Consider the following 20,440-nt stretch of genomic DNA (forward strand, 5'->3'; position numbering starts at 1 on the left):
AGTCCCCCCGGTGCCCGGTGCCGTGACGTGCTCGCCGGGCACCGGGGGACCCCGAACCGTCCGGCCCCGGTGGGAGGCTCCGTGCACACCATCCCCGCGTACAAGCTCCACCCGCCCGCGCGGCCACGGCAGTTCGTGCCGCGGCCGCGGCTGCTGAGCCTCCTGGACGCCGCGGCGGAACCCGTGGTCGTCGTCGCGGCGCCGCCGGGCGCCGGGAAGAGCGTGCTGCTCGCCGAATGGGTCCGCGCCCTCCGGGCCCGGGACAGCCGGGTGGCGTGGCTGGAGCTGGACGCGTACGACAACACCCCGGCGCGGCTGTGGGCCGGGATCCTCACGGCACTGCGCCCGTTCCGGCCCGGGCTGCCCACTCCCCCGCCCTCAGGGGCGTGGACGCTGGAGGTCTGGGTCGAGGACCTGCTGCCCCGCATCCTGGCGGCGCTGGCCGACGGATCGCCGCTCACCCTGGTGCTGGACGGGGTGGACGGGCTCACCGACCACGCGGCCCTGCGCTGCCTGGGGGACCTGCTGAGCGCGCTGCCCGACGGCATGAGGGCCGTCCTGGCCACCCGTCATCTCCCTGGGGCACCGGTACCGGCGCTGCGCGCCCGGGGGCTTGCCGCCGACCTCGGTGCGGACGCGTTGCGCTTCACTCCCGGGGAGGCGGCCGCCCTGCTGGCGAGCCGGTCCGGCGGCCCGGTGGGCGAGCGGACGCTGCGCGAGCTGTACGAGCTGACCGAGGGATGGGCGGCGGGCCTGTGCATCCTGGCGCGCACGCGCGCCGCCTCCGAGGGCGGAGCGCCTGTCGGCGACGGGGCCCGCGCCCTCGCCGATTATCTGGGCACCGAGGTCCTGGACCGGCTCACCACCGAGCAGCGCGCCTTCCTGCTGCGGACCAGCGTCCTGGACGAGCTGAGCCCGGGGTCCTGCCACGCCGTCACGGGCAGCGACCACGCCGGAGTGCTGCTGCGGGAACTCGCGCGGACCGTTCAGCTGCTCGTGCCCTCCCGCACTGGTCAGGGGGCGTACCGGCACCACCGGGCGCTGCGTTCCGTGCTGGCCGGGGTCCTGGCCGCGGAGCAGCCCGGCGGGGCCGCGGCGCTGCACCGCGCGGCCGCGCTCTGGTACCGCGAGCAGCACCGGACGACTCCCGCCGTACGGCACTTCGTGCGGGCCGGCGACTCCGTTGACGCGGTCACGACCGTCCTGCGGGCCTGGGAGGAGGCGCTCGCCGCGGGCCGGACCGCGGACGTCGCAGGGTGGCTCGGCATGCTGCCCGCCCGCGCGGTCCGTACCGACGCACGGCTGTGTGTCGTGGCGGCGATGACCGCGCTGTGCGAGGGCGACCCCGAGGCCGCGGAGCGCTGGCTCGACGTGGCGCGAGCCCGGCCGTTCGAGCCGGGCTCCGTGGGGGAAGGAGGCACGGTGCCGCAGGCCGCGGCCGTGGCCGATGCCCTCGTCCGCTGTCTGCGCGGGGAAAACCCGGTCCTGCTCTACGGTGAGGACGCGGGCGGTCCTTCCGCGCTCACCGCGTGGCGGGCGCTGGCCTGTGTCGCCCAGGGCACCGCACTGCTGTGGCAGGGGCACATGGCGGAGGCGGACGCCCGCCTGGCCGAGGCGGTCCGCGACGCGCACGGCGCGCGGCACACGCTGGTGCTGGTCCGCGCCCTGGGCTCGCGGGCGCTGTGCGCGTATCTGGCCGGCAACCCGGAACGGGCGCGCACCCTGGTGGAACAGGCGCTGGACACGGCCCGAGGCGAGGGTCTGACCGGTCACTTCGTCGCCGCACCCGCCCTTCTGTGCCGGGCGGGGCTGCTGTTGGAGGACCGCGACCGCGCCGAGGCCGCCGAGGCTCTGGCCGGCGCGACGACGGCACTCGCGGGAACCGTCCACGGCGGCGAGCCGCACCTGCGGGCCCTGGCCGGTGTCATCGCGTCAGGTCTGCCGCGCGGCCTTCGCGGCACCGTACCCCTGCCCGCCCCCGGGTCAGGCGGTGCCGTTCCGGAGGTACTCGGCGGTCTGCTGGAGCGCCTGCGCACGGCCCGGCCCGCGCCGGCCGCCCCGCTGCCGCGGGCGGAGGATCTGTCCCCCGGGGAGCGCCGGATCCTGCGCGCGTTGTGCGGTCCGCTGACGCTGCGGGAGATCGCCGCCGAGCTGCACGTGTCCCGCAACACGGTGAAGACACAGGTCAGTGCGGTCTTCCGAAAGCTCGGCACGCACAGCCGCAGCGGCGCGGTGGCCCGGGCCCGGGAGTGCGGTGTGCTGCAGCCCGGGCCCGGCACCGGCTACGAGGCGTCCTGCCGGCGGGCGTAGTCCGCCTGCGCCGTGTACGCGGTGTCCTGCTCCTCGGCGGCGCTGTCGATACCGCACACCTTCCGGGCGAGGTCGGCGATCGGCCCGCTCGGGGACAGCTCGGCGCGCTTCATGGTGAGCGTGCGGATCGCCAGCAGCGGCGTGCCGTTGAAGTTCTCGAAGGTGCTGATGCGGTCGCCCCAGTCGGACAGGAACAGATCGCGGATCACCCGGCTGATCTTCAGCCGGTCGTGCGGCCTGCCCACCGGGCCGGTCTGCAGTGCCTCCAGCCACGGCCGCAGCTCCGGACGCTGCCATTGCCCCTCGGTGGGGAAGATCAGGGACGCCCGGCCGGCCAGGTCGATCACCTCGTTGACCATGCGGGCGATGTTCTCCAGGTAGTACGCCCGGCCGTAGTCGAACATCAGGACGTTCGGCTTGTACAGGCCGCCCGGGGTGGTGAAACCCTCGTCCTCGCAGGCGAGCACATGCGCCTTCAGGGTCTGGTGGAACCCGGCGAACTGCGAGATGCGCGCCTGCACCGGCGGCAGCTGGTAGGTGCCGATGTGCTCGGTGATCAGCAGGGCCAGACCGAGCATCAGCTCGGCGCGCACCATCTGCCGCACCAGCGCCTGGTAGTGCAGCCAGTCGAAGACGCGCTGCGGGTACAGCGCGGCGTGCTGGGGGTTGCCGATGTGGAACACCCGGTCCCAGGGGATCAGCACGTCCTCGAAGAGGATGACGCTGTCCAGCTCGTCGCCCTGCGAGGCGAGCGGGTGCTCGACGTCCTCGCCGTCGCGGACGTTGCTCTCCCGGCAGATGATGGTGACGCCGGGCGCGTTGGGCGGCACCGCGCCGAAGATGACCTGCTCCGGCTGGATGCCCGGGCGGTAGAACACCCCGATGTGGATCCAGTCGCCGAAGGCCGCGCCCGTGCCGATGGCCTTCACTCCCCGCACGGTGATGCCCTCGTCCGAGGTGTCCACGATCCGCAGCGCGGGTGACTCCGCCTGGGCGGACTCCCGGGATCGGTCGGTCTGCGGGTCCACGAAAGCCGGCGTCGTGTTGAGGTCGCCGTCCCGCACCAGTTCCCAGAAGTCGCGGATGCCCTCGGTGAGGTCCCGGCCTCCGGTGCCCACGGCCTGGCTGCTCCACGGCTCCGGGTCGTCGACGTACGTCAGCAGGACGTAGTTGTTGACGTCGGGGGTGCGCGGGGTGGCGCCGCCGCCCAGCTCACGCAGCACGGTCTCGATGTAGCGCCGCTTGCGCTTGAGGTCGTCCTTGCTGCGGTGCCGGAACCACGTCATGGACCGCCGGACGCCGTCCTCGTCCACGAACGTCATGACGTCCTGAAGGTCCGGGCGGTGGTGCAGGTCGTAGAACTCGGCGATCCGCCGGGCGTACGCCCTGGTCTTCGGGTGCGTGGCGACATTGTCGACGAGCTCGTCGCCCACCCACAGCTTCCGGCCGTCGTCGAGCGCCGCCAGGTATTCCTTGCCTGTACGCACGTCGTGCTCCTTTCCGGGACACGCGGTCTGGACGGAGGCAGCCTGCGCCCCAACAGGGTGAGAGCGAGCCCCTCCGCGGCACATCACCCCGGGTGAAACCGCCGGTCACAGGCTCCCCAACATTGAGGGGGCCGGGTCCGTGCGGCACGATTGCGGCATGCACGATGCGGTCTCCGGGACGACGCACTCCCCCCACCTGAGGGGCCGCGACGACGAGATCGCCGCCCTGCGCGCGGCCCTGGACGGGGTACTCCGCGGTGAGGGCACGTGCGTGCTCGTGGAGGGCGCGTCCGGTACCGGCAAGAGCGGACTGCTGAGCCACCTGGCCGAGCTGGCGGGCGCGGCCGGCTTCGACGTCCTGTGGGTACGGGCCGACGAGCTCGACCAGTACGCCCCGCTGGCCGCGCTGTACTCCGCGGTGCACGGCCCCGCCGCCGGCGCCGGCCGGGCCCCCGACGTCGCGGGCGACCGGCGGCTGTGGCTGCTGGACGGCATCACCGACGCCCTGGAGGAGCGCTCGCAGCGCGCCCCGGTGGCGGTGCTCGTCGACGACGCCCAATGGGCGGACCCGGCCACCTTGTTCGCCCTGCGGACGCTGCCCGGCCGGCTGGCCGCGTCCCGGGTCCTGTGGGTGATCGCCGTACGCTCGGGCGCCGAACGCGCCGACGTCACCCGGATGAGCCGGACGCTGCGCGACCGGGGAGCCCGGACACTGGCCCTCGGGCCGCTCCCGCCCACGGCTCTGCGGCAGCTGGCGGCGGACGTCCTCGGGGCGACGCCCACGCCCGCCCTGTCCCGGCTGCTGGACGGCAGCGCGGGCAACCCCTTCCTGGCGATCGAACTCCTGCACTCGCTGCGCGACGCCGACGCGGTCGGGATCCACGGCGGCACCGCGACTGCCCTGACCGAGGAGATTCCCGCCGGATTCCGGCGCAGCGTCCGGGAGCGGCTGGACCGGCTCCCCGAGGACGCACGGCATCTGCTGCGGATCGGCTCGGTACTGGGCCGCACGTTCGACCTCGGCACCGTCGCCAAAATGCTCGGCAAGCCGGCCGGAGGGCTGCTGTCCGCGGTGGACAGCGTCCTGGGCGCGCAGCTGCTGGTCAGCGCGGACCGCCGATTCGCCTTCCGGCACGACCTCATCCGGCAGGCCGTCCACGACGACCTCCCGCTGCCGGTGCGCGTGGCCCTGCACCGGGAGGCGGCCGACGCGCTGCGCGACGGCGGCGGGGACCGGGCGGAGATCGCCTGGCACCTCGTCCTCGCCGGCGGAACCATCGACGACGCCTCCGTGCACACGCTGACCACCGCGGTCCGGGAGTTGTCCCGGACCGTCCCCGGATCCGCCGCCGACCTCGCGCGCCAGGCCGCGGACCTGCTGCCCGCCCATGACCCGCGGCGCGTGGATTTGCTGACCCACGCCGCCGAACTCCTCGGCTGGACCCGGCGGGTCAACGAGGCGCTCGAACTGGTCGACGCGACGATCTCCGACGGGCCGGCACCCGCCCAGGAGGCGGCGCTCCGGCTGGTCGGCGGCGAGATCCACCAGGCGGCGGGCGACGACGCGGCCGCGATGACCCACCTTCGGCAGGGCCTGCGGCTGCCCGGCCTGCCCGAGGACCTGCGCGTCCGCCTGCTCAAGGCCAAGGCGACCGCCCACATCCACCGCCGCGAGATCGCGGCGGCCGAGGAGACCGACACCGGGCTGGTCGAGGCGGCGTACCGCAGCGCCGATCCGGCCGTCGTCGTCAGCGCCGTGGTCTTCCAGTCGCAGACCGCCTTCTACCGCGGCCGGCTGACCCGTGCCCTCGAACTCGCCGAGGACGCCACACGGCGCGCCGCCACGACAGCCGACGGCCTGCGGCTGCGGCCGCCCCGCATCCCGGCGCTGTGGCTCGCCATCGTCCTGATGTCCACCGACCGGCTGGAGGACACCGCGCGGGTCCTGCGCGAGGGCCGGCGCGCCGCCGAATCCCTGGGCCTGGGGTGGTCGCTTCCCCACTGGCACGCCTGCCGGGCCATCGCCCTGCTGGAAGGCGGCGCCCTGGACGACGCGGCCGTGGAGGCCGAAGCCTGCCTCACCGTCGCCGCCGAGCTGGAGACGGCCCGCGCGGTGCCCCTCGCCCGCGCCGTCCTGGCCCTGGTCGGCACCGCCCACGGCGACGTCACCCAGGCCGCGGCCCATCTGCGGGCCGCGGCGGCGTCCACACCCGGCGGCACGCCCTACGGTCCGTGGACGGCGCTCGCCCACGCCCGCGTCCGGCAGGCCCAGGGCCACGCCGCGGCGGCGGCCGAGGCACTCGGCGCCTTCCACGCCGGGGACCGTACGGCCTGGCTGCTGTCGCTGCCCCCCGGCCACTGGCCGGCGCTGGCCCGCACGGCACTGCGCGGCGGGGACCCGGCGACGGCCGAGGCGGTGGCCGCGGTCGTACGAGCCGTGGCCGAGGAGAACGCGGGCCAGAGCGTCGTCCTGGCCGTACGGGACCACATCGAAGGACTCCTCCACGACGACCCGGCGGCACTGCGGGCGGCCGTCGCCGGGCATCGTCTCGGGGGCCGTCTTCCGGCGCTGGCCGCGGCCTACGAGGACCTGGGCGCGGTCCTGGCCGCGACGCGAGGTCGTGGCGATGAGGCGGTCGAGGCGCTGGAGGAGGCAGCGCGCCTCACCGCCGCGAGCGGGGCCGTGCACGACCACGAACGTGTCCGGCGTCTCCTGCGGGATCTCGGGGTGCGCGCCTCCGGCATGCCCCGCCGCGCGGCCGCCACCTCCGGCTGGGAGAGCCTGACGGAGTCCGAGCTGAAGGTGGTCCCGCTCGTCGCGGAGGGACTCACCAACCGGGCCATCGCGGACCGCCTCTACGTGTCCGTCCACACCGTCAACACCCATCTGAAGCACGTCTTCACCAAGCTCGGCATCAACACCCGTGTGGAACTCACCCGGTTGGTGATGGAACGGACCCGCACCGGCACCGGCCGGGCCTGACGACGCGGGCGGCCCGAGATCCCTTGAATGGGCGATGTCCGCCCCTGCCACCGCTCCCGATGCTGATGACGGGCAGGCCACCGGTCCGGTGGCCGCTCCGCTCAGTTCCGGGAGTGAGTGACCATGACGACCGCACACGGATACCGCGGCTCTCTCCAGGCCGTCGTGGCGGCCGGCGCGGCACCTCACGGCTACACCCTGGCCCTGTGGACGGCCACCGCGGTCACCACGTCCGCACGGGACACACCGTCCGCCACACAGGCGCTGGCGCTGCTCACCGGCGCCACGCTCACCTACGTGGCGGTCGGGGCCGCCGCCCACGGCGGCCCCGGCCGGCCACTGGCCCGCACGGCACCCCCGGCCGGCCCCGTCTGGGCCGCTCTGCACCTGCCCACGGTCGCCCTCGGCGCCGTGCTCAGCGCACTGCTGGCGCAGGTCCTGTCGGGCCACCTGCTGTGGGGGCTGGTGGGGGCCACCGCCACCGGCGTGTACCTGCTCGGCGTGGGCGCCCAGTTCCGGTGGGCCGGGACCGGCAGCGCCTCACTCCCGTCACCCGTACCGACCGTACGGACCGCACCGACCGCACCGACCGCACCGACCCGAGGAACCGCCATGACGCTCGTACTCGACCCCGCCGCACAGAACCTGCTCTTCCGCGAGGCACGCACCGCCAACACCTTCACCGACACCCCGGTCACCGACGAGCAGGTCCAGGACATCTACGACCTGGTCAAGTACGGCCCGACCTCCATGAACCAGCAGCCGCTGCGGATGGTCCTGGTCCGCTCCGACGACGCCCGGGCGCGCCTGGTCCGGCACCTGGCCGAGGGCAACAAGAAGAAGACCGAGACCGCGCCGCTGGTCGCCCTGCTCGCCGCCGACAACGAGTTCCACGAGCAACTGCCGACCGTCTTCCCGCACTTCCCGCAGGCCAAGGACGTCTTCTTCGCCGACCGCACGGTCCGCGAGCGGTCGGCTGCCCTCAACGCCGCACTACAGGTGGGCTACTTCATCATCGGCGTCCGTGCCGCCGGCCTCGCCGCCGGCCCGATGACCGGCTTCGACGCCGAAGCGATCAACAAGGAGTTCTTCCCCGAGGGCGACCACAGCGTCCTCGCCGTCGTCAACATCGGCAACCCGGGTCCGGACGCGTGGTTCGCGCGCAACCCGCGACTGGCCTACGACGAGGTCGTCTCCACCGTCTGACGCCGTACGACCAAGAGGCTGCCCTCAGGCCCCCGGTCCTGGTCCCGGGGGCACCTCACCACGTCAGGGTCGGCGAACCCCGACCGGCAGTGCCCGGCGCCTGTGTGCCGGGACGGCGACATCCGGGCCGCGCCCACGTTCTGCGACCGGACCTAGCGTGCGGCGGCGTCGTTGCGCAGGAGGGCTTCGCCGAGTGGGCTGAGGGCGTGCAGTACGGCCGGCCCGGTGCGCGTGGTGGTGATCAGGCCGGCGTTGCGCAGGACTGACGTGTGCTGACTCGCGGACGGCAGGGAAACGGCCGCACGCTCGGCAACCGTGGTGGTGTTGGCGGGATGACGGACGGCGGCCAGCACCGCGGCCCGCGTTCGTCCGAGCAGGGGGCCGAGCACGTCCGTGCTGACGGCGGCCGACTCCCCGGCGTGCATGGGGTAGACCAGGACGGTGACGTCCTCGGGCCGGTACATCAGCGCCGGGCCCCCGAAGTAGGAGGGCACGAGGACCAGGCCCCGCCCGCACAGGGGGACCTCGACCCCCTTGCCGCCCGGCCAGGGGACGTGGAGGTACGGGGGTTCCCACCGCCAGCGGGTGCCGAGTGTGGCCAGCAGGCCGTCGACGCCGCCGCGCAGCAGTGTCTCCGACCGTAGTGCCCGGTCGGCGGCTGCTTGCGCCTGGACCTGCGGCCACCAGTCGGCCAGGCCGGAGCCGAAGTAGCGCCGCACGTCCCTCGCCAAGTCCCGTCGTGCCTGCGCTGTGCCCTCGGCCAGCTCTTCCAGCCGGCCGTGGGCAGGTACGGGCATGGGCAGCTGGGCGATGTCAGCGGCCAGCCGGTCAACGGGCGTCCGCGCGACCACTGCGACGCCGGTGTCGAGATCTTCCGACAGCGTCATGAAGAAGTCGGGCAGGAATCCTTGACGAGGTACCAGGTCACGAAGGATTCCGGCCCGTGCGGCCGCCGTGGCGCGGTGCCGCTGATACCACCGGTCACGCCCCGGGCGCGTCCCCAGCCCACCGGTGGGCCCGGTCCGCAGCAAGCGCACGCTGAGGACGGTCTCCTCCAGTGCCGCGGGGGCAGTGAGCGTGATGTTGCGCAGGTCGGCCGGCGTGAACTCCAAGCGCATCATGCCGACCGATCCTGACCTCGCCGGAGCCTTTTGGCGAGTCCTGAAAGGCATCGCGGCTTGATCCGTAGCACAAGAGACTCATTCCCGGCTGCCCGGCGACATGCCGGCGGCCGCAATCAGGGCCGCGACATCGCGCCCTGGACCCACGCCCACCGCATCGCACCCAACGCGAAGGGGAACCCATGCGTTCCAACGTTCTGACCAGGGCGCTCGTCGGTATCACCGCTGTCGTCGGGATGGCGGCCGGCGGACTCGCCGGTGCCACGACCAGCAGCGCCGCCCCCGCTCCGGCGGCCTCGGCAGCAGTCGCCTCCTACGGCACCGTGACCCCGCTCGCGGTGGTCAACCTGGGCCTGAGCACCACACAGGGCAGGTACGTGCAGTGCTGGCTGAAGTACGGCAACTACGGTTACACCGGAGCACTCGACGGACAGCTGGGCACCGAAAGCTGGAAGGCGTTCCAGCGCTACCTCAAGGCCGCCTACGGCTACACCGGTGCCATCGACGGGATCGTGGGCAGCGGTACCGTGACCGCTCTGCAGCGGCTGTTGAAGGCCCACTACGGCTACACCGGCGCCATCGACGGGGTGGCCGGGTCAGGAACGCAGGCCGCGTTCAAGACGTTCGCCAACGCTCAGAGCGCGTTCTGCTGAACCCCGCCACCCGCACGCGCCGGCGGTGCCGGGAGCACACGGGCTGCCGCCGGGGTGTGCCGGCGGCAGCCCGCTCGCGACGTGCGGTCGCGCGGTGCGCGATCAGCCTCTTCGCATGCTGCGCACCGCGCGGCCCCCGCGGCCCGGCCATCCAAGGCGAGCGGGAAGTCGCACCGGGCGGCGAACGTCACTGTGCCGGCTGAGGCCGAGGCGGCGGGGGCCGGCGCAGGCCGGTGCCTGCTCCGCCGCCGCGAGTACCCGGACCCCGAGCGCGTCGCCGCCGTCATCCGGCGCCCCCGATTCCGCCCGCTTCGCGCTGGAGCCGTGCGAGGGCGTGGACCGTGTCCCGGGTCGCCGGATACAGCTCCCTGTACAGGCTGTGCAGCCTGTCGTAGGCGGCCCCCGAGACCGGGTCCGGTACGCGCTGTTCGCGCACCGGGTTCCACGTCCCGGTCGCCACCTCACCTGCCAGTCCGGCGGCGAGCCGGGCGGCCCCGTAGGCTGCGCCGACGGTGACGGTCGGAATGTCCTGGGGCAGCCCGGTGACGTCGGAGACGATCTGCGTCCACAGCCTGCCCTGTGTGCCCCCGCCGACCCCGACGACCCGCTCGATGCCGGCGCCCGCGCGGCGCATGGCCTCGATGTTGTGGCGTACACCGTGGGCCGTCGCCTCCAGTGCGGCCCGGTACAAATCGCCGCGGGTGTGCTCGACGGTCAGGCCGGCGATCAGCCCGCGGGCGTCGGGGTCGGCGATCGGTGTGCGTTCGCCGGCGAAGTACGGGAGCATCGCGAGACCGCGTGCGCCGACGCCGCTTTCCGCCGCCTCCGCCAGGAGGTCCGCGCGGTCGGGTGAGCCGAAGAGGCCGCGCAGCCACTCGGTGACCGCGCCGGAGGTGGCCATGCCACCGGCGAGAGAGCGCGTGCCGGGGTGGGCGCCGACGGTGCTCCACAGCTCGGGCACGCGCACCTGCCCGGTGACGGTGGCGATGAGGAACATCGTGGTGCCGTACATGAGCATCAGGTCGCCAGGTCGTGTCGCGTCGACGCTGACGGCCTCGGCCCAGGCGTCGATCGTTCCGGTGAGGACGGGCGTTCCCTGCCGGAGGCCGGTCGCCGCTGCCGCCTCGGCCGTCACCGTGCCGGCCTGGTCACCGGGCCAGCGCAGCTCGGGGAGGTCCGCGTGCGGCCAGACCGCCTCGGCCCAGGGCCGGTACCAGTCCTGCGCGCGGGTGTCGTAGAAGGGGACGGACTGGCTGGCCGAGTGGTGATCGAGCACGTAGGCGCCGGTGAGCCGGTGGGCGAGGAAGGAGGCCGGCATGAACAGCCGCCGTGCGGCAGCGAACACCTCCGGTTCGTGCTCGGCCACCCAGGCCACCTTCGGGCCCACCGCCTGCGTCGACAGCACGCTGCCGCACCGGTCGAGGACGGACCGGCGGCCGAGTTCGGCGTCGAGGCGGGCGATCTGCGCGGCTGCCCGCGTGTCCACACCGTAGAGCATGGCGGGGCGCAGCGGCCGGTTCGCGGCGTCGGCCAGTGCGACGCAGGGGCCCATGCCGCTGACGCCGACCGCCTCCACGGGCGGGCGCCCGGACAGCAGGTCGCGGGTGATGCCGCGGAACTCCTGCCACCACACCTCGGGGTCCATCTCCACGTGTCCCGGTCCCGGACGGGAGACGGTGTGGGTGCGCACCGCGGTCGCGATCACCGTGCCGGAGTCGTCGACGAGGACGCCCTTGCTGCTGGATGTGCCGATGTCGACACCGAGGAATGCCATGTCCGCATGTCACCACACGGGTGTGCCGTGACGCCGGACAAGCGGCACGGGGGGTGGCGTCGTGCCCCCTGCTCCCCAGGGCTTCACACCGCCCTCGTCAGGGCGGAAGATGGCCGGAACGCGACGGCCCGGTGTCCCGCGCGGCCGTGCACCGAGGTGCCACCGCGAGTCGAGTACGCGCTGACCCCCATAAGGCCGAGCCCCGTTCCGCCCGCCCTTGTTCTCGGGCTGGGCCACCGAGCACATCACGGAGACCGAGGCAGGCAGGGCCGCCTGCGGGGAACGGCCATGACCTCCCCGGAGCCGGGTTGATCGTTGCGCCATGCAGCAATTAAGCTCTTGCATGGTCAAGTACATTGTCGGCCTTCCCCGACCGGGACCGTCCGACGAGGACACCTGACACTCCGCCGGTCTGCCACGCACCGGGGAACGACAGGAACGAGCGGCCGATCGGCGCCGCCATAGTGAAGGAGGACCCGGGGTGTCCGGCAGATCGCGCAATCCCTACGGTTTCTGGTACCGGCTGGCCGCGGCCATCGCGAAACCCGTCCTGTTCGTCCTGGTCAAGCGCCGGTGGCGCGGGCACGAACACATGCCCACCGAGGGCGGTTTCATCACCGCCGTCAACCACATCTCGTACTTCGACCCGCTCACCTACGGGCACTTCCAGTACAACAGCGGCCGGCCGCCGCGCCTGCTCGCCAAGGCGTCCCTGTTCAAGATCCCCTTCGTCGGCATGGTGCTGCGCAAAACCGGTCAGATCCCCGTCCACCGCGGGACCGCCGACGCCGCGCTCGCGCTGCGGGACGCGATTGCCGCCGTCAGCAAGGGAGAGTGCGTCGCGGTCTACCCGGAGGGCACCGTCACGCGCGATCCGCAGCTGTGGCCGATGACCGCCAAGACCGGTGCGGCGCGGATCGCCCTGACGACCGGCGCGCCCGTCATACCCGTCGCCCAGTGGGGCGCCCACCGGATCGCCCCGCCGTACGCGCGCGGCGGCCGCGGCAACCGCCGTGTGTGGCTGGTGCCCCGTCAGACCGTGCACGTCGTGGCCGGACCTCCGGTCGACCTCAGCCGTCACCACGGCAAGGCGCTCACACCGGACGTCCTCAAGGACGCCACCGAGGACATCATGACCGCCATCACCGCGCTGCTCGCCGACATCCGCGCCGAGCAGCCGCCCGCCGAGCGGCACTCCATGCGCGGTGCCACGTCGCGGCGCGTCGCTGAGGGGTGACCCCGCTGCGCGTGCCGGTCGCCACTCCGGCCGGGCAGGTTCCGCACGCCCGCGAGGAGGTGCCCGAGAACGCGCCCTTCCTGATGGCGAGGATCAACCGGTGAGGGTGGCGGAGGGGCCGCCCTTGGACCGCCACAGGTCGCGCAGCAGCGCGATCTCGGCCATGTGGTGGATGAGTTCCAGGTTGGCCCCCGCGAGTACGTTGACGAAGGGCTCGTCGGGGTCGGAACCATACGGGTACTGCGAGAAGCCGACCGTGTCGAGCTGCTCTTCGGTGACGGCACCGACGCTCTCGCGCCAGCGGTCGATCACCGCCCAGAAACGCTCGAGTGCCGTCGCCGCGGAAGGCGTGAAGTCGACCAGCAGCTTGGGCTCCTGCCGTCGTTGGCCGAAGGTCCACTCCCATCCCCCGGCGAAGCAGAAGTGCAGATGACCCAGGCGCCAGGCGATGGTCGTGACGGGCGCGTCGTCGGGCTCCGGCGGCCCGGTGTGGGCCAGGACCTGCTCGACCCGCTCGACGCTCACGCTCCAGTCCTCGGCGATCTTGTCGACGGTCATGCCGCCGGCCGCCTGCCGGGCGACCTCCGCGTACTCGCTCGCCGGGATGTCCGGGGCGCCCAGGTCGAGCACCCACTCCCCTGGCCCGAACGCCCTGGGTGTCGTCGCCTCGTCCCGGCGCCGTATCGACCAGCAACCGGGTACCGGCTCCCACAGGTACTCCTCGTCGCGGAGGCCCGCGAGACGTACCCGGGCCATCTCCCTGGCGTGGTCGAACTGGTCGAGCAGTAAGCCCAGACGGTCGATGCGTGCGCCGCCCCCTGCCGCCATGTGTCCGGCTCCCTTCGCGCTGGCGTCTCGTATCTCACTCCGCTCATGCGGAAGCTAACGACTCTCCCCACGGGGCGCCATCGGTTTCCCGGCCCGTGGCCCGGCGCGGCATGCCTCCCGACGTGCTTTCAGCGTTCGGATTCGGACGCGCGTGTCGACGGCGGCGCCCTGGCCTCTGACGGGGAGTTGGCGTCGCCGGGGTCCACGTCCCTGTGGGCCCGGGGCATCGAGCGCGGCTCCGGTCCGGGCCCCGCCACCGCGTCAGTCGCCCTGCGCCAGGGCCGAGCCGGCCTTCCACTGCTCCCAGGGCATGTTCCAGCCGTTGAGGCCGTTGTCGGGGGCGATCGTGTGGTCGTGGGAGTGCCTGACGACGACCACGTCGCCGATGAGGGAGTTGTCGTAGAACCAGGACGCGTCCTGCCCGGGGTCGCCGCCACCCTGGACGTCGTTCAGCCCGACGCAGCCGTGGCTGACGTTGGAGTTGCCGAAGACGGAGTCCCGTGCCCAGTAGTTGCCGTGGATGAAGGTGCCGGAGGTGGACAGGCGCATCGCGTGCGGGACGTCGGGGATGTCGTACTCCCCCGGGTATCCCACGGTGGCGCCGTCCATACGGGTGGAGATGAGCTTCTGGGAGATCACCATCTGCCCGTTGTACGTGGTGCTGCCCGGCGCGCCGGAGGTGATCCGGATCGTGCGGATGGTGCGGCCGTCGCGGACGACGCGCATGGTGTGCGTGCCGGCGTCGACGGTGGAGACCTGGCTGCGGCCGACGGTGAAGCGGAGGGTCTTGTCCTGGGTGCCGTAGGCGTTCGCGGCGCCCTTCACGCCGTCCAGGCGCAGTCTCAGGGTGACTTGGGCGTGCGCCTTCCAGTACGTCTCGGGGCGCAGGTCCAGGCGCTGGTCGCCGAACCAGTGGCCCACGACCTCCTGGCCGCTGTCGCTGGTGACGCGTATGGCTCGTTCGACGGCCTTCTTGTCGGTGACCGGCTTGTTGAAGTTCAGCGACACCGGCATGCCGACGCCGACGGTCGAGCCGTCCTCGGGGGTGAAGGTGCCGATGAGGCGATCGCCCTTCGTCAGCGTGGTGAAGGACAGGCTCCGGGTCTGTCCCTTGCCCGCTCCGTCCGAGGCGTGGACGACGAGGCGGTACGAGGTGCCGTACGCCAGGGTGGTGTCCGGGGTCCAGCGGCGGTGGTCGCCGGACACCGTCCCGCGTACCGGGTCTCCGCCCGCGGTGGTGAGGGTGACGGAGGAGATCCTCCCGCCGGAGACCTCGACGTCGCCCGCGCCGCCGACGGACGCGTGGCGGTCGCCGTCGGCGGCGCCCGTGGTGAGCCGGAAGGCTGCCGCCGCGGCCCGTGGCCCGGACGAGGACGCCTTGGACGTCGCCGTCCCCTGGGCGGCGGGCGTGGTGGGGGGTTGCTGGCCGGCGCAGGCGGTGAGCACCGACGCCCCGACGACGGCGAGGGCGATCACGGTGCGGTGGGGAAGAGACGACACGCTTACTCCTGTGGACCGCGGAACTGTCATCGGGCGAGAGAGGCCGCGTCGCCCATGACGACGACGGGGTGGTCGGCGGGCTTCAGGGCCCGCAGCAACTGCTTCATGTGCGCCTTCGAGATGCTGACGCAGGCATGCGTGGGGCCGCCGTGGTCGACGTGGATCCAGATGCCGCCGCCGCGGCTCGCGCCCATCGGCTGGGCGCCGTCCATCGGCGACGTACCGGGCTGCCGGTTGTAGTTGATGGCGATGACGTAGTCGAAGGAACCGGCGAGGGATTCGCCCTCGAAGCCGGTACCGCCGATGGAGAAGGCGCCGGACCGGTGGTAGGGCAGCTCGGTGCCGGGGTCGGCCAGCCGTCCGCCGGCGTCGGTGAGGCCGAACACCCCTATGGGGCTGTGCAGATCGCCCGCGTAGTGCTCGTCGGTCCAGCCCTTGTAGCCGTTGTGCGCGTCCCACACGGCTCCGGGACGCCAGCCGCCGTCGACGCGCTCGTAGAGCACGACCTTGGATTTCGCGGACTTCTTGCCGGCTCCCGTGACCAGGACGACCTGGCGGGTGCGGTCCGGGATCTGCGACAGGGTCTCGGGGCCGAGTCCGGGCAGCTCGGCGGGGTATTCCGGCTGCGGCCCGGCCGTTTCCCGCGGCGGGGCGGGAGCGGCCGCCGGCTGCCCGGTCGCCGGGCCGGCGGCGTCCTGGACGACCGAGGCATGCTCAGGGGCCGGGCTGGGACTGCCCTCGGGTATGTGGTGGTACGCGGCGATTCCCAGCGCGGAGACGATGACCGCCGCGGTCGTGGATATGCAGGGCCTGTGGAGGCGCATGGGCGCGGGCTTTCTGAAGAGGACGGGAACATCGGGGGAAGCCCCGGTGGCGGGGCTCGCGGTTGCGGAAGATGCGGCACGCCTGGCATCGCCGCCCATGTGATGGGCGCGGTCCTGGGCCGCGGTGGTGGTCTCACACCCGTTGAACCGGGCGGACTCCAGTTCGGGTTGCCCGGATGTCGGGGACCGGCCGGGTCGGTGCGCGGCGGCCGGGTCGGTGCGCGGCGGCCGGGCATGTCAGCCGGCGGCCGGGGGCGCGGGGCATCGCCCGGAGACCTGCCGCGTCGCGTCAGCGGCAGATCTCCGGTGCGTCAGTCGGTGCGCGCCGGGGGCGAGTCGCCGCCCGGCTCCTGGTTCAGCGTCGGGCGTTCTTCGGCGCGGTGATCTGCTGCTCGCCCCAGCTCATCCGTGTGGTCGCCGCGTAGTTCACCGTCGTGCCCGCGTCGAGACCCCCTTCCAGCGCCCTGGCCGACGGTTCGACCAGCACGAGCTCGTCGCTGAGCATGGCGCCGGTGGACGGGTCCACGACCAGCCGCTGCCGTGTGGTCCCCAGCGGCCCCCGGTAGGTGACGGGGAAGTCGACGCCGACGCCCACGCGTCCCAGAGGATCGGTCACATGCCCGGTCACCCGTACTCCGGGCAGATCCGCCATCACCCGGTATGCGGCCGCCCGGACGGCCGGCTTCACGGGCATCGTGACGAGGTTGCCCGCCTGGCGCAGGATCCAGGCGCCGCGGTCGCCGCTCCCGGTGTCGGCGCCGTTGTCCTGCGCGTAGAGACGCTCCAGGTAGTGCCGCAGGGCTCCGCTGGTGGAGGGCAGCGCACGCAGGTCCTTGTAGGAGGCGTTGTGCGGGCCCACGGCATAGATCTTGTCGTCGACGTTCGTCCGCAGGACCGTCGGCCGCCCGGTGCCCATCGTGTAGGCGATCGTGCCGGTCCCGGTCTTGTTCCCGACCTCGACCGGCACCGTGCGGGGGGAGCCGGCGGCGTGCCAGCGGGCCTCGTCGGCCGCGGTCAGGGGCTCGGTCACGGAGTCCAGGCCGGAGACCATCAGGCTGCCGGTTCCGGGGCGCACGCCCACCGACCATTCGTCGGTCGACGTGTGGCGCACGGCGAAAAGGTGGCCCTCCTCGCCGGCGACGTCCACGTTCTGCGAGCGTGTGGTGGTCTGCCAGTACGTTCCCTCGGCGACCGAGGCCTGCGCGTTCTCGGCCGCGCTGAGCAGTTCGATGTGGCCGTCGGCGCGGAGGTCCGCGCCGGTGCTCGGGACCTGCGTTCCGGCGGTGGACCGAGGGTGTGCGCTCGGCCGGTCGGCGGGCTGCTGCCAGTCGACGGTGCTCACGGCCACCACGGACGCCGCCACGGCCGCGAGGGCCGCGGCACCCAGCGGCCGGAAGCCGCTTCCGCGGCGGGGCGCGAGGAAGCGTGCCGCGCGGCCGTCGGTCGGTCCGGCGACGATGCGCGCGAGGTCCTCCCGCTGTCGCGCGGGGTCCACCGGCCGGGACGGGTCGAGTTCGTCGGGCCGTGCGTCCGCGAGCACCTTCATGACGTCGGGCCGCCCGGACGGCCTGTGGGAGTTCTTCACGCGGGTGCTCCTTCGCGGTGGGTGGGGTGCGGGGCCTTCGCCGGAGGTGCGGACGGGGGCTCGGCGGCGGGTGACGACTCCATGGCCCTCTCCAGCCGGCGACGGGCCCGGTACAGCCGGACGGTCAGCGTCGCCGTGGTGCAGTCCAGGACCTGCGCGGCCTCCTTGGCGCTCAGGCCGTGCCAGGCGATCAGCGTCAGCAGTTCCCGGTCGCCCTCCGGCAGGCCGGCCAGGGCCTGCAGCGCGTTGTGCCGTTCGGTGACCTCGGCCGCGACGTCACCGGCGTCGGTCCGGGCGCCGCTGCTGATGCGCTGCGCTTCCCCGGCGGCGAGAAGGTACTGGTGGGCGTCCCGGCGGCGTAGTTCGCGCACCAGGTTGCGGGCCACGCCCAGGAGCCACGGCAGTGCCGGATGGGGAATGTCTCGCACCCGCCGCCAGGCGACGGTGAACGTCTCGCTGGTGATGTCCTCCCCTACCTGCCGTCCTACCAGGCTGGTGGCGTAGGCAAGCACACGCGGATAGCACTCCTCGTAGACGTCCCGGAAGCGTTGGGCATGTGTCACGCGCCGTCCCCTCATCTCGCTCTCTCACCATGCAATGAGAGCGGTGGCCCGTTTCTTACATCCCGGACCGAGAAAGTCCACGGATGTGGTCCACATCACTGCGAGGGCGGCCGCGGGCCCGCCGGGCAGCGGACGGCCGGCCGCCCGCCTGACGCCGAGGACGTCCGGAAACCACGGGGGCCACCACCCCCAGCCGTAGGGAAATCCAGCCCCGCCCGGCCCGCGGCGCGGCACCTCCCCGGAACATCCGGTGCGCAACCATCACGTGCCCACTCACGAGGCGCTGGCGCGGCACACCGGCGAGGTCTTCGCCGTGATCCTGGCCGAGGAGCTGACACCGCTCGTAGGGGCCGCCACCCGCTCAGGGATGCGGTCCGCACCCACCGGGACCTCAAGTCCCGTACGACCGGGGGGCAAACCGCTGCTCATCCCGTAAACGGCGGCCGCCGCCCCGCGACCGGGGCGGCGGCCGTGCGAAGTTACGCGTCAGTGCGGCGTGGCCGCCGGCTCCAGGACGAAGACCGGGATCTCACGGTCGGTGTTCTTCTGGTACTCGGCGTAGTCGGGCCACGCCTCCACCGCGCGCTCCCACCACTGCGCCCGCTCGTCGCCGGTGACCTCACGGGCCGTCATGTCCTGACGCACGGGGCCGTCCTGCAGTTCCACCCGGGGGTCCGCCACCAGATTGTGGTACCAGACCGGGTGCCGGGGGGCGCCGCCCTTGGACGCCACGACCGCGTAGCGCCCGTCGTGCTCCACGCGCATGAGCGGCGTCTTGCGGATCCTGCCGGACTTGGCGCCCAGCGTCGTCAGCACGATCACGGGCCTGCCGCGCAGCGTGGTCCCGTCGGTCCCTCCGGAACTCTCGTACAGCTCCACCTGGTCCCGGACCCACTGCTCGGGGCTCGGCTGGTACTCACCGACCAAAGGCACGTCGTTCTCCCATCTCGGCATGCGACATCGTCACCCTCAACATCCTCACCCACCTTGCGCCTTCCCGGCGGCAATCCCGCCACGCGCCGCCGGTCCCCCTCCCGATCACCGGACGGGGCGGGCTGCCGAGGCCCTGGGGGGCGCGGGTGAAGCGCACGACGGAGGCGGGGGATCTGAGCCCCTTCGCGTGCGCGCGGAGGAGAACGTCCACGCCGCGGTCATGCCCGTGGAGACGTCGCGACCGCGCCGCGGGTGACGGAGGCGGTGAGCCGGCAGTCGGCCTGCACGCCTCATCAAGCAGGCCTGTTGCGTGCGGGGGTCATCGACCTTCGATGGGCCGATGCGTCGTGATCCCGCGCTGGGAGGCCGGTGGTCGCAGCTGCCGCGGCGTGCGGCGTTGTTCCGGTTCGTCGTCCCCGACGCGGAGGGGGAACCGGGGCGTGGCGGCGCGATCACCGCCACGGGCCGGCCCCACTCACCGGCCCCCCAGCCCGTGGTCCTCGGCGTCCGGCAGCGACCGGATGGCGCGGCCGCTCACCTCACCCGGCACGATGCGGATCCACAGCTCCCGCAGCCCCCCGGCCCAGGGCTCGGCCCCGGGACGCCGGGCGAGCGACCCCACGGCAGCGGCGTCGGTGATCCGCTCGGCGGTACCCGTCACCAGCACGCTCCAGCCGACACGGCTCGCCTCGTCGATGTGATCGGTCTCGAAGGCCAGATTCGCGCCGGCCGCGACAGCCGCCACGCCCGCCGGATCCGTCCGGTAGACGACCGTCCGCCGATCCACCAGGAAGTTGACGGGCACCAGCACCGGAGGCGCGTCCCCCGCATCCGCCGTGTAGGCCACGCGGCCGATCCCGTGCGTGCCCAGCCGATCCCAGCACTCCCCCTCGGACAGCCGCTGCAGCACCGGGCGGGCCGCGGGGCCGCCCCGTCCCGGCGGCGCCGCGCGGGAGCCCACCGCCAGCTCCTCGTAGGACACCCCCAGCACGGCGGCGAGCCGCATCAGCGCGGCGGGGTCGAAACCGGTCCCCAGTTCCTCCACCTGCCGCAGATACGTGATCGACATCCCGGCCCTGGTGGCGAGCTCCTCCCGGGACATGCCCAGCTGCTCCCGCCGCACGGCGACACGGCCGGCCACGCTTTCGCCGTCGAAGCTTTCACCCTCGAAGGAGCCTCCGCCCGTCGAGGCGGACCGGTCCGGACCACCCTGCACAGCCGCTCACCTCTTCCATCCCGTCTCCCTTCAGCGCAGCAGATCCACCAGAAGCCCGCCAGTCCAGAGACGGCGGGCGACCGCTCGCACGGCCTGCGATCCGGGGCGCTTCGGCTGGAGCCGCCGCCGAACCCGCGGTCGTTCGGTCACGTGGCCGTCGGGGTGGACGGCTCACCGACGCTCGCGCCTCGGGGGGAGGGGCCCCGGGCGGGCGGAGGGA

General features: G+C 73.3%; 16 protein-coding genes. 6 read left to right on the top strand and 10 right to left on the bottom strand.

The annotated features are described in order from the left end of the window. Positions 1–81 precede the first annotated feature (81 nt). A complete protein-coding gene (locus AC3EUJ_RS14130) occupies positions 82–2,310 on the top strand; it encodes a winged helix-turn-helix domain-containing protein (RefSeq protein WP_431961522.1) in 2,229 nt (742 codons plus the stop codon). Here AC3EUJ_RS14130 and AC3EUJ_RS14135 read toward each other — a convergent pair. Beyond that, positions 2,283–3,797, bottom strand: coding sequence for a 4-hydroxyphenylacetate 3-hydroxylase family protein (locus tag AC3EUJ_RS14135; RefSeq protein WP_431961524.1), 1,515 nt, complete (start codon positions 3,795–3,797; stop codon positions 2,283–2,285). The two genes, AC3EUJ_RS14130 and AC3EUJ_RS14135, sit on opposite strands and share 28 nt — an antisense overlap. 157 nt (positions 3,798–3,954) lie before the next feature. Between AC3EUJ_RS14135 and AC3EUJ_RS14140 the strand changes: the two genes are divergently transcribed. After that, a complete protein-coding gene (locus AC3EUJ_RS14140; protein ID WP_431961525.1) occupies positions 3,955–6,780 on the top strand; it encodes a helix-turn-helix transcriptional regulator in 2,826 nt (941 codons plus the stop codon). A 612-nt stretch (positions 6,781–7,392) separates the two neighbouring features. Continuing rightward, on the top strand, positions 7,393–7,986 hold the full coding sequence (locus AC3EUJ_RS14145; protein WP_431961550.1) for a malonic semialdehyde reductase: 594 nt from the start codon (positions 7,393–7,395) through the stop codon (positions 7,984–7,986). A 152-nt stretch (positions 7,987–8,138) separates the two neighbouring features. Here AC3EUJ_RS14145 and AC3EUJ_RS14150 read toward each other — a convergent pair whose 3' ends face one another. Next, a complete protein-coding gene (locus AC3EUJ_RS14150) occupies positions 8,139–9,107 on the bottom strand; it encodes an ArsR/SmtB family transcription factor (protein WP_431961526.1) in 969 nt (322 codons plus the stop codon). 182 nt (positions 9,108–9,289) lie between these two features. On the opposite strand from AC3EUJ_RS14150, the gene AC3EUJ_RS14155 reads away from it, so the two are divergent. Beyond that, entirely contained in the window at positions 9,290–9,760 is a 471-nt protein-coding gene (locus tag AC3EUJ_RS14155) for a peptidoglycan-binding domain-containing protein (RefSeq protein ID WP_431961527.1), read from the top strand. 283 nt (positions 9,761–10,043) lie between these two features. On the opposite strand, the gene AC3EUJ_RS14160 is transcribed toward AC3EUJ_RS14155, so the two are convergent. After that, the gene (locus AC3EUJ_RS14160; protein WP_431961529.1) at positions 10,044–11,534 is read right to left on the bottom strand and encodes an FGGY-family carbohydrate kinase; all 1,491 of its coding nucleotides are present in this window, start codon (positions 11,532–11,534) and stop codon (positions 10,044–10,046) included. A 481-nt stretch (positions 11,535–12,015) separates the two neighbouring features. Between AC3EUJ_RS14160 and AC3EUJ_RS14165 the strand changes: the two genes are divergently transcribed. Further along, entirely contained in the window at positions 12,016–12,771 is a 756-nt protein-coding gene (locus AC3EUJ_RS14165; protein ID WP_431961530.1) for a lysophospholipid acyltransferase family protein, read from the top strand. Between the two features lie 93 nt (positions 12,772–12,864). On the opposite strand, the gene AC3EUJ_RS14170 is transcribed toward AC3EUJ_RS14165, so the two are convergent. From AC3EUJ_RS14170 to AC3EUJ_RS14190, 5 genes are all read right to left on the bottom strand, one after another. Next, positions 12,865–13,599: a DinB family protein gene (locus AC3EUJ_RS14170; protein WP_431961531.1), complete on the bottom strand. Its 735-nt coding sequence runs from the start codon at positions 13,597–13,599 to the stop codon at positions 12,865–12,867. Positions 13,600–13,860: 261 nt separating this feature from the next. After that, positions 13,861–15,099 (bottom strand): L,D-transpeptidase, encoded by a 1,239-nt coding sequence (locus AC3EUJ_RS14175; protein WP_431961533.1) that lies wholly within the window; start codon positions 15,097–15,099, stop codon positions 13,861–13,863. Positions 15,100–15,125: 26 nt separating this feature from the next. Then, positions 15,126–15,923 (bottom strand): L,D-transpeptidase family protein, encoded by a 798-nt coding sequence (locus AC3EUJ_RS14180; RefSeq protein WP_431961534.1) that lies wholly within the window; start codon positions 15,921–15,923, stop codon positions 15,126–15,128. A gap of 355 nt (positions 15,924–16,278) precedes the next feature. Then, positions 16,279–17,508 (bottom strand): CU044_5270 family protein, encoded by a 1,230-nt coding sequence (locus tag AC3EUJ_RS14185; RefSeq protein WP_431961535.1) that lies wholly within the window; start codon positions 17,506–17,508, stop codon positions 16,279–16,281. Further along, on the bottom strand, positions 17,505–18,071 hold the full coding sequence (locus tag AC3EUJ_RS14190; RefSeq protein WP_431961536.1) for an RNA polymerase sigma factor: 567 nt from the start codon (positions 18,069–18,071) through the stop codon (positions 17,505–17,507). Before AC3EUJ_RS14190 ends, AC3EUJ_RS14185 begins: the two co-directional genes overlap by 4 nt. A 250-nt stretch (positions 18,072–18,321) precedes the next feature. Between AC3EUJ_RS14190 and AC3EUJ_RS14195 the strand changes: the two genes are divergently transcribed. Continuing rightward, the gene (locus tag AC3EUJ_RS14195) at positions 18,322–18,507 is read left to right on the top strand and encodes a hypothetical protein (RefSeq protein ID WP_488180956.1); all 186 of its coding nucleotides are present in this window, start codon (positions 18,322–18,324) and stop codon (positions 18,505–18,507) included. Between the two features lie 50 nt (positions 18,508–18,557). Here the strand turns inward: AC3EUJ_RS14195 and AC3EUJ_RS14200 are convergent, their stop codons facing one another. After that, entirely contained in the window at positions 18,558–19,004 is a 447-nt protein-coding gene (locus AC3EUJ_RS14200) for a nitroreductase family deazaflavin-dependent oxidoreductase (protein WP_431961551.1), read from the bottom strand. Between the two features lie 475 nt (positions 19,005–19,479). Beyond that, the gene (locus AC3EUJ_RS14205; RefSeq protein ID WP_488180957.1) at positions 19,480–20,220 is read right to left on the bottom strand and encodes a pyridoxamine 5'-phosphate oxidase family protein; all 741 of its coding nucleotides are present in this window, start codon (positions 20,218–20,220) and stop codon (positions 19,480–19,482) included. Between the last annotated feature and the right edge of the window lie 220 nt (positions 20,221–20,440).

Source organism: Actinacidiphila sp. bgisy160 (genome assembly GCF_057707815.1).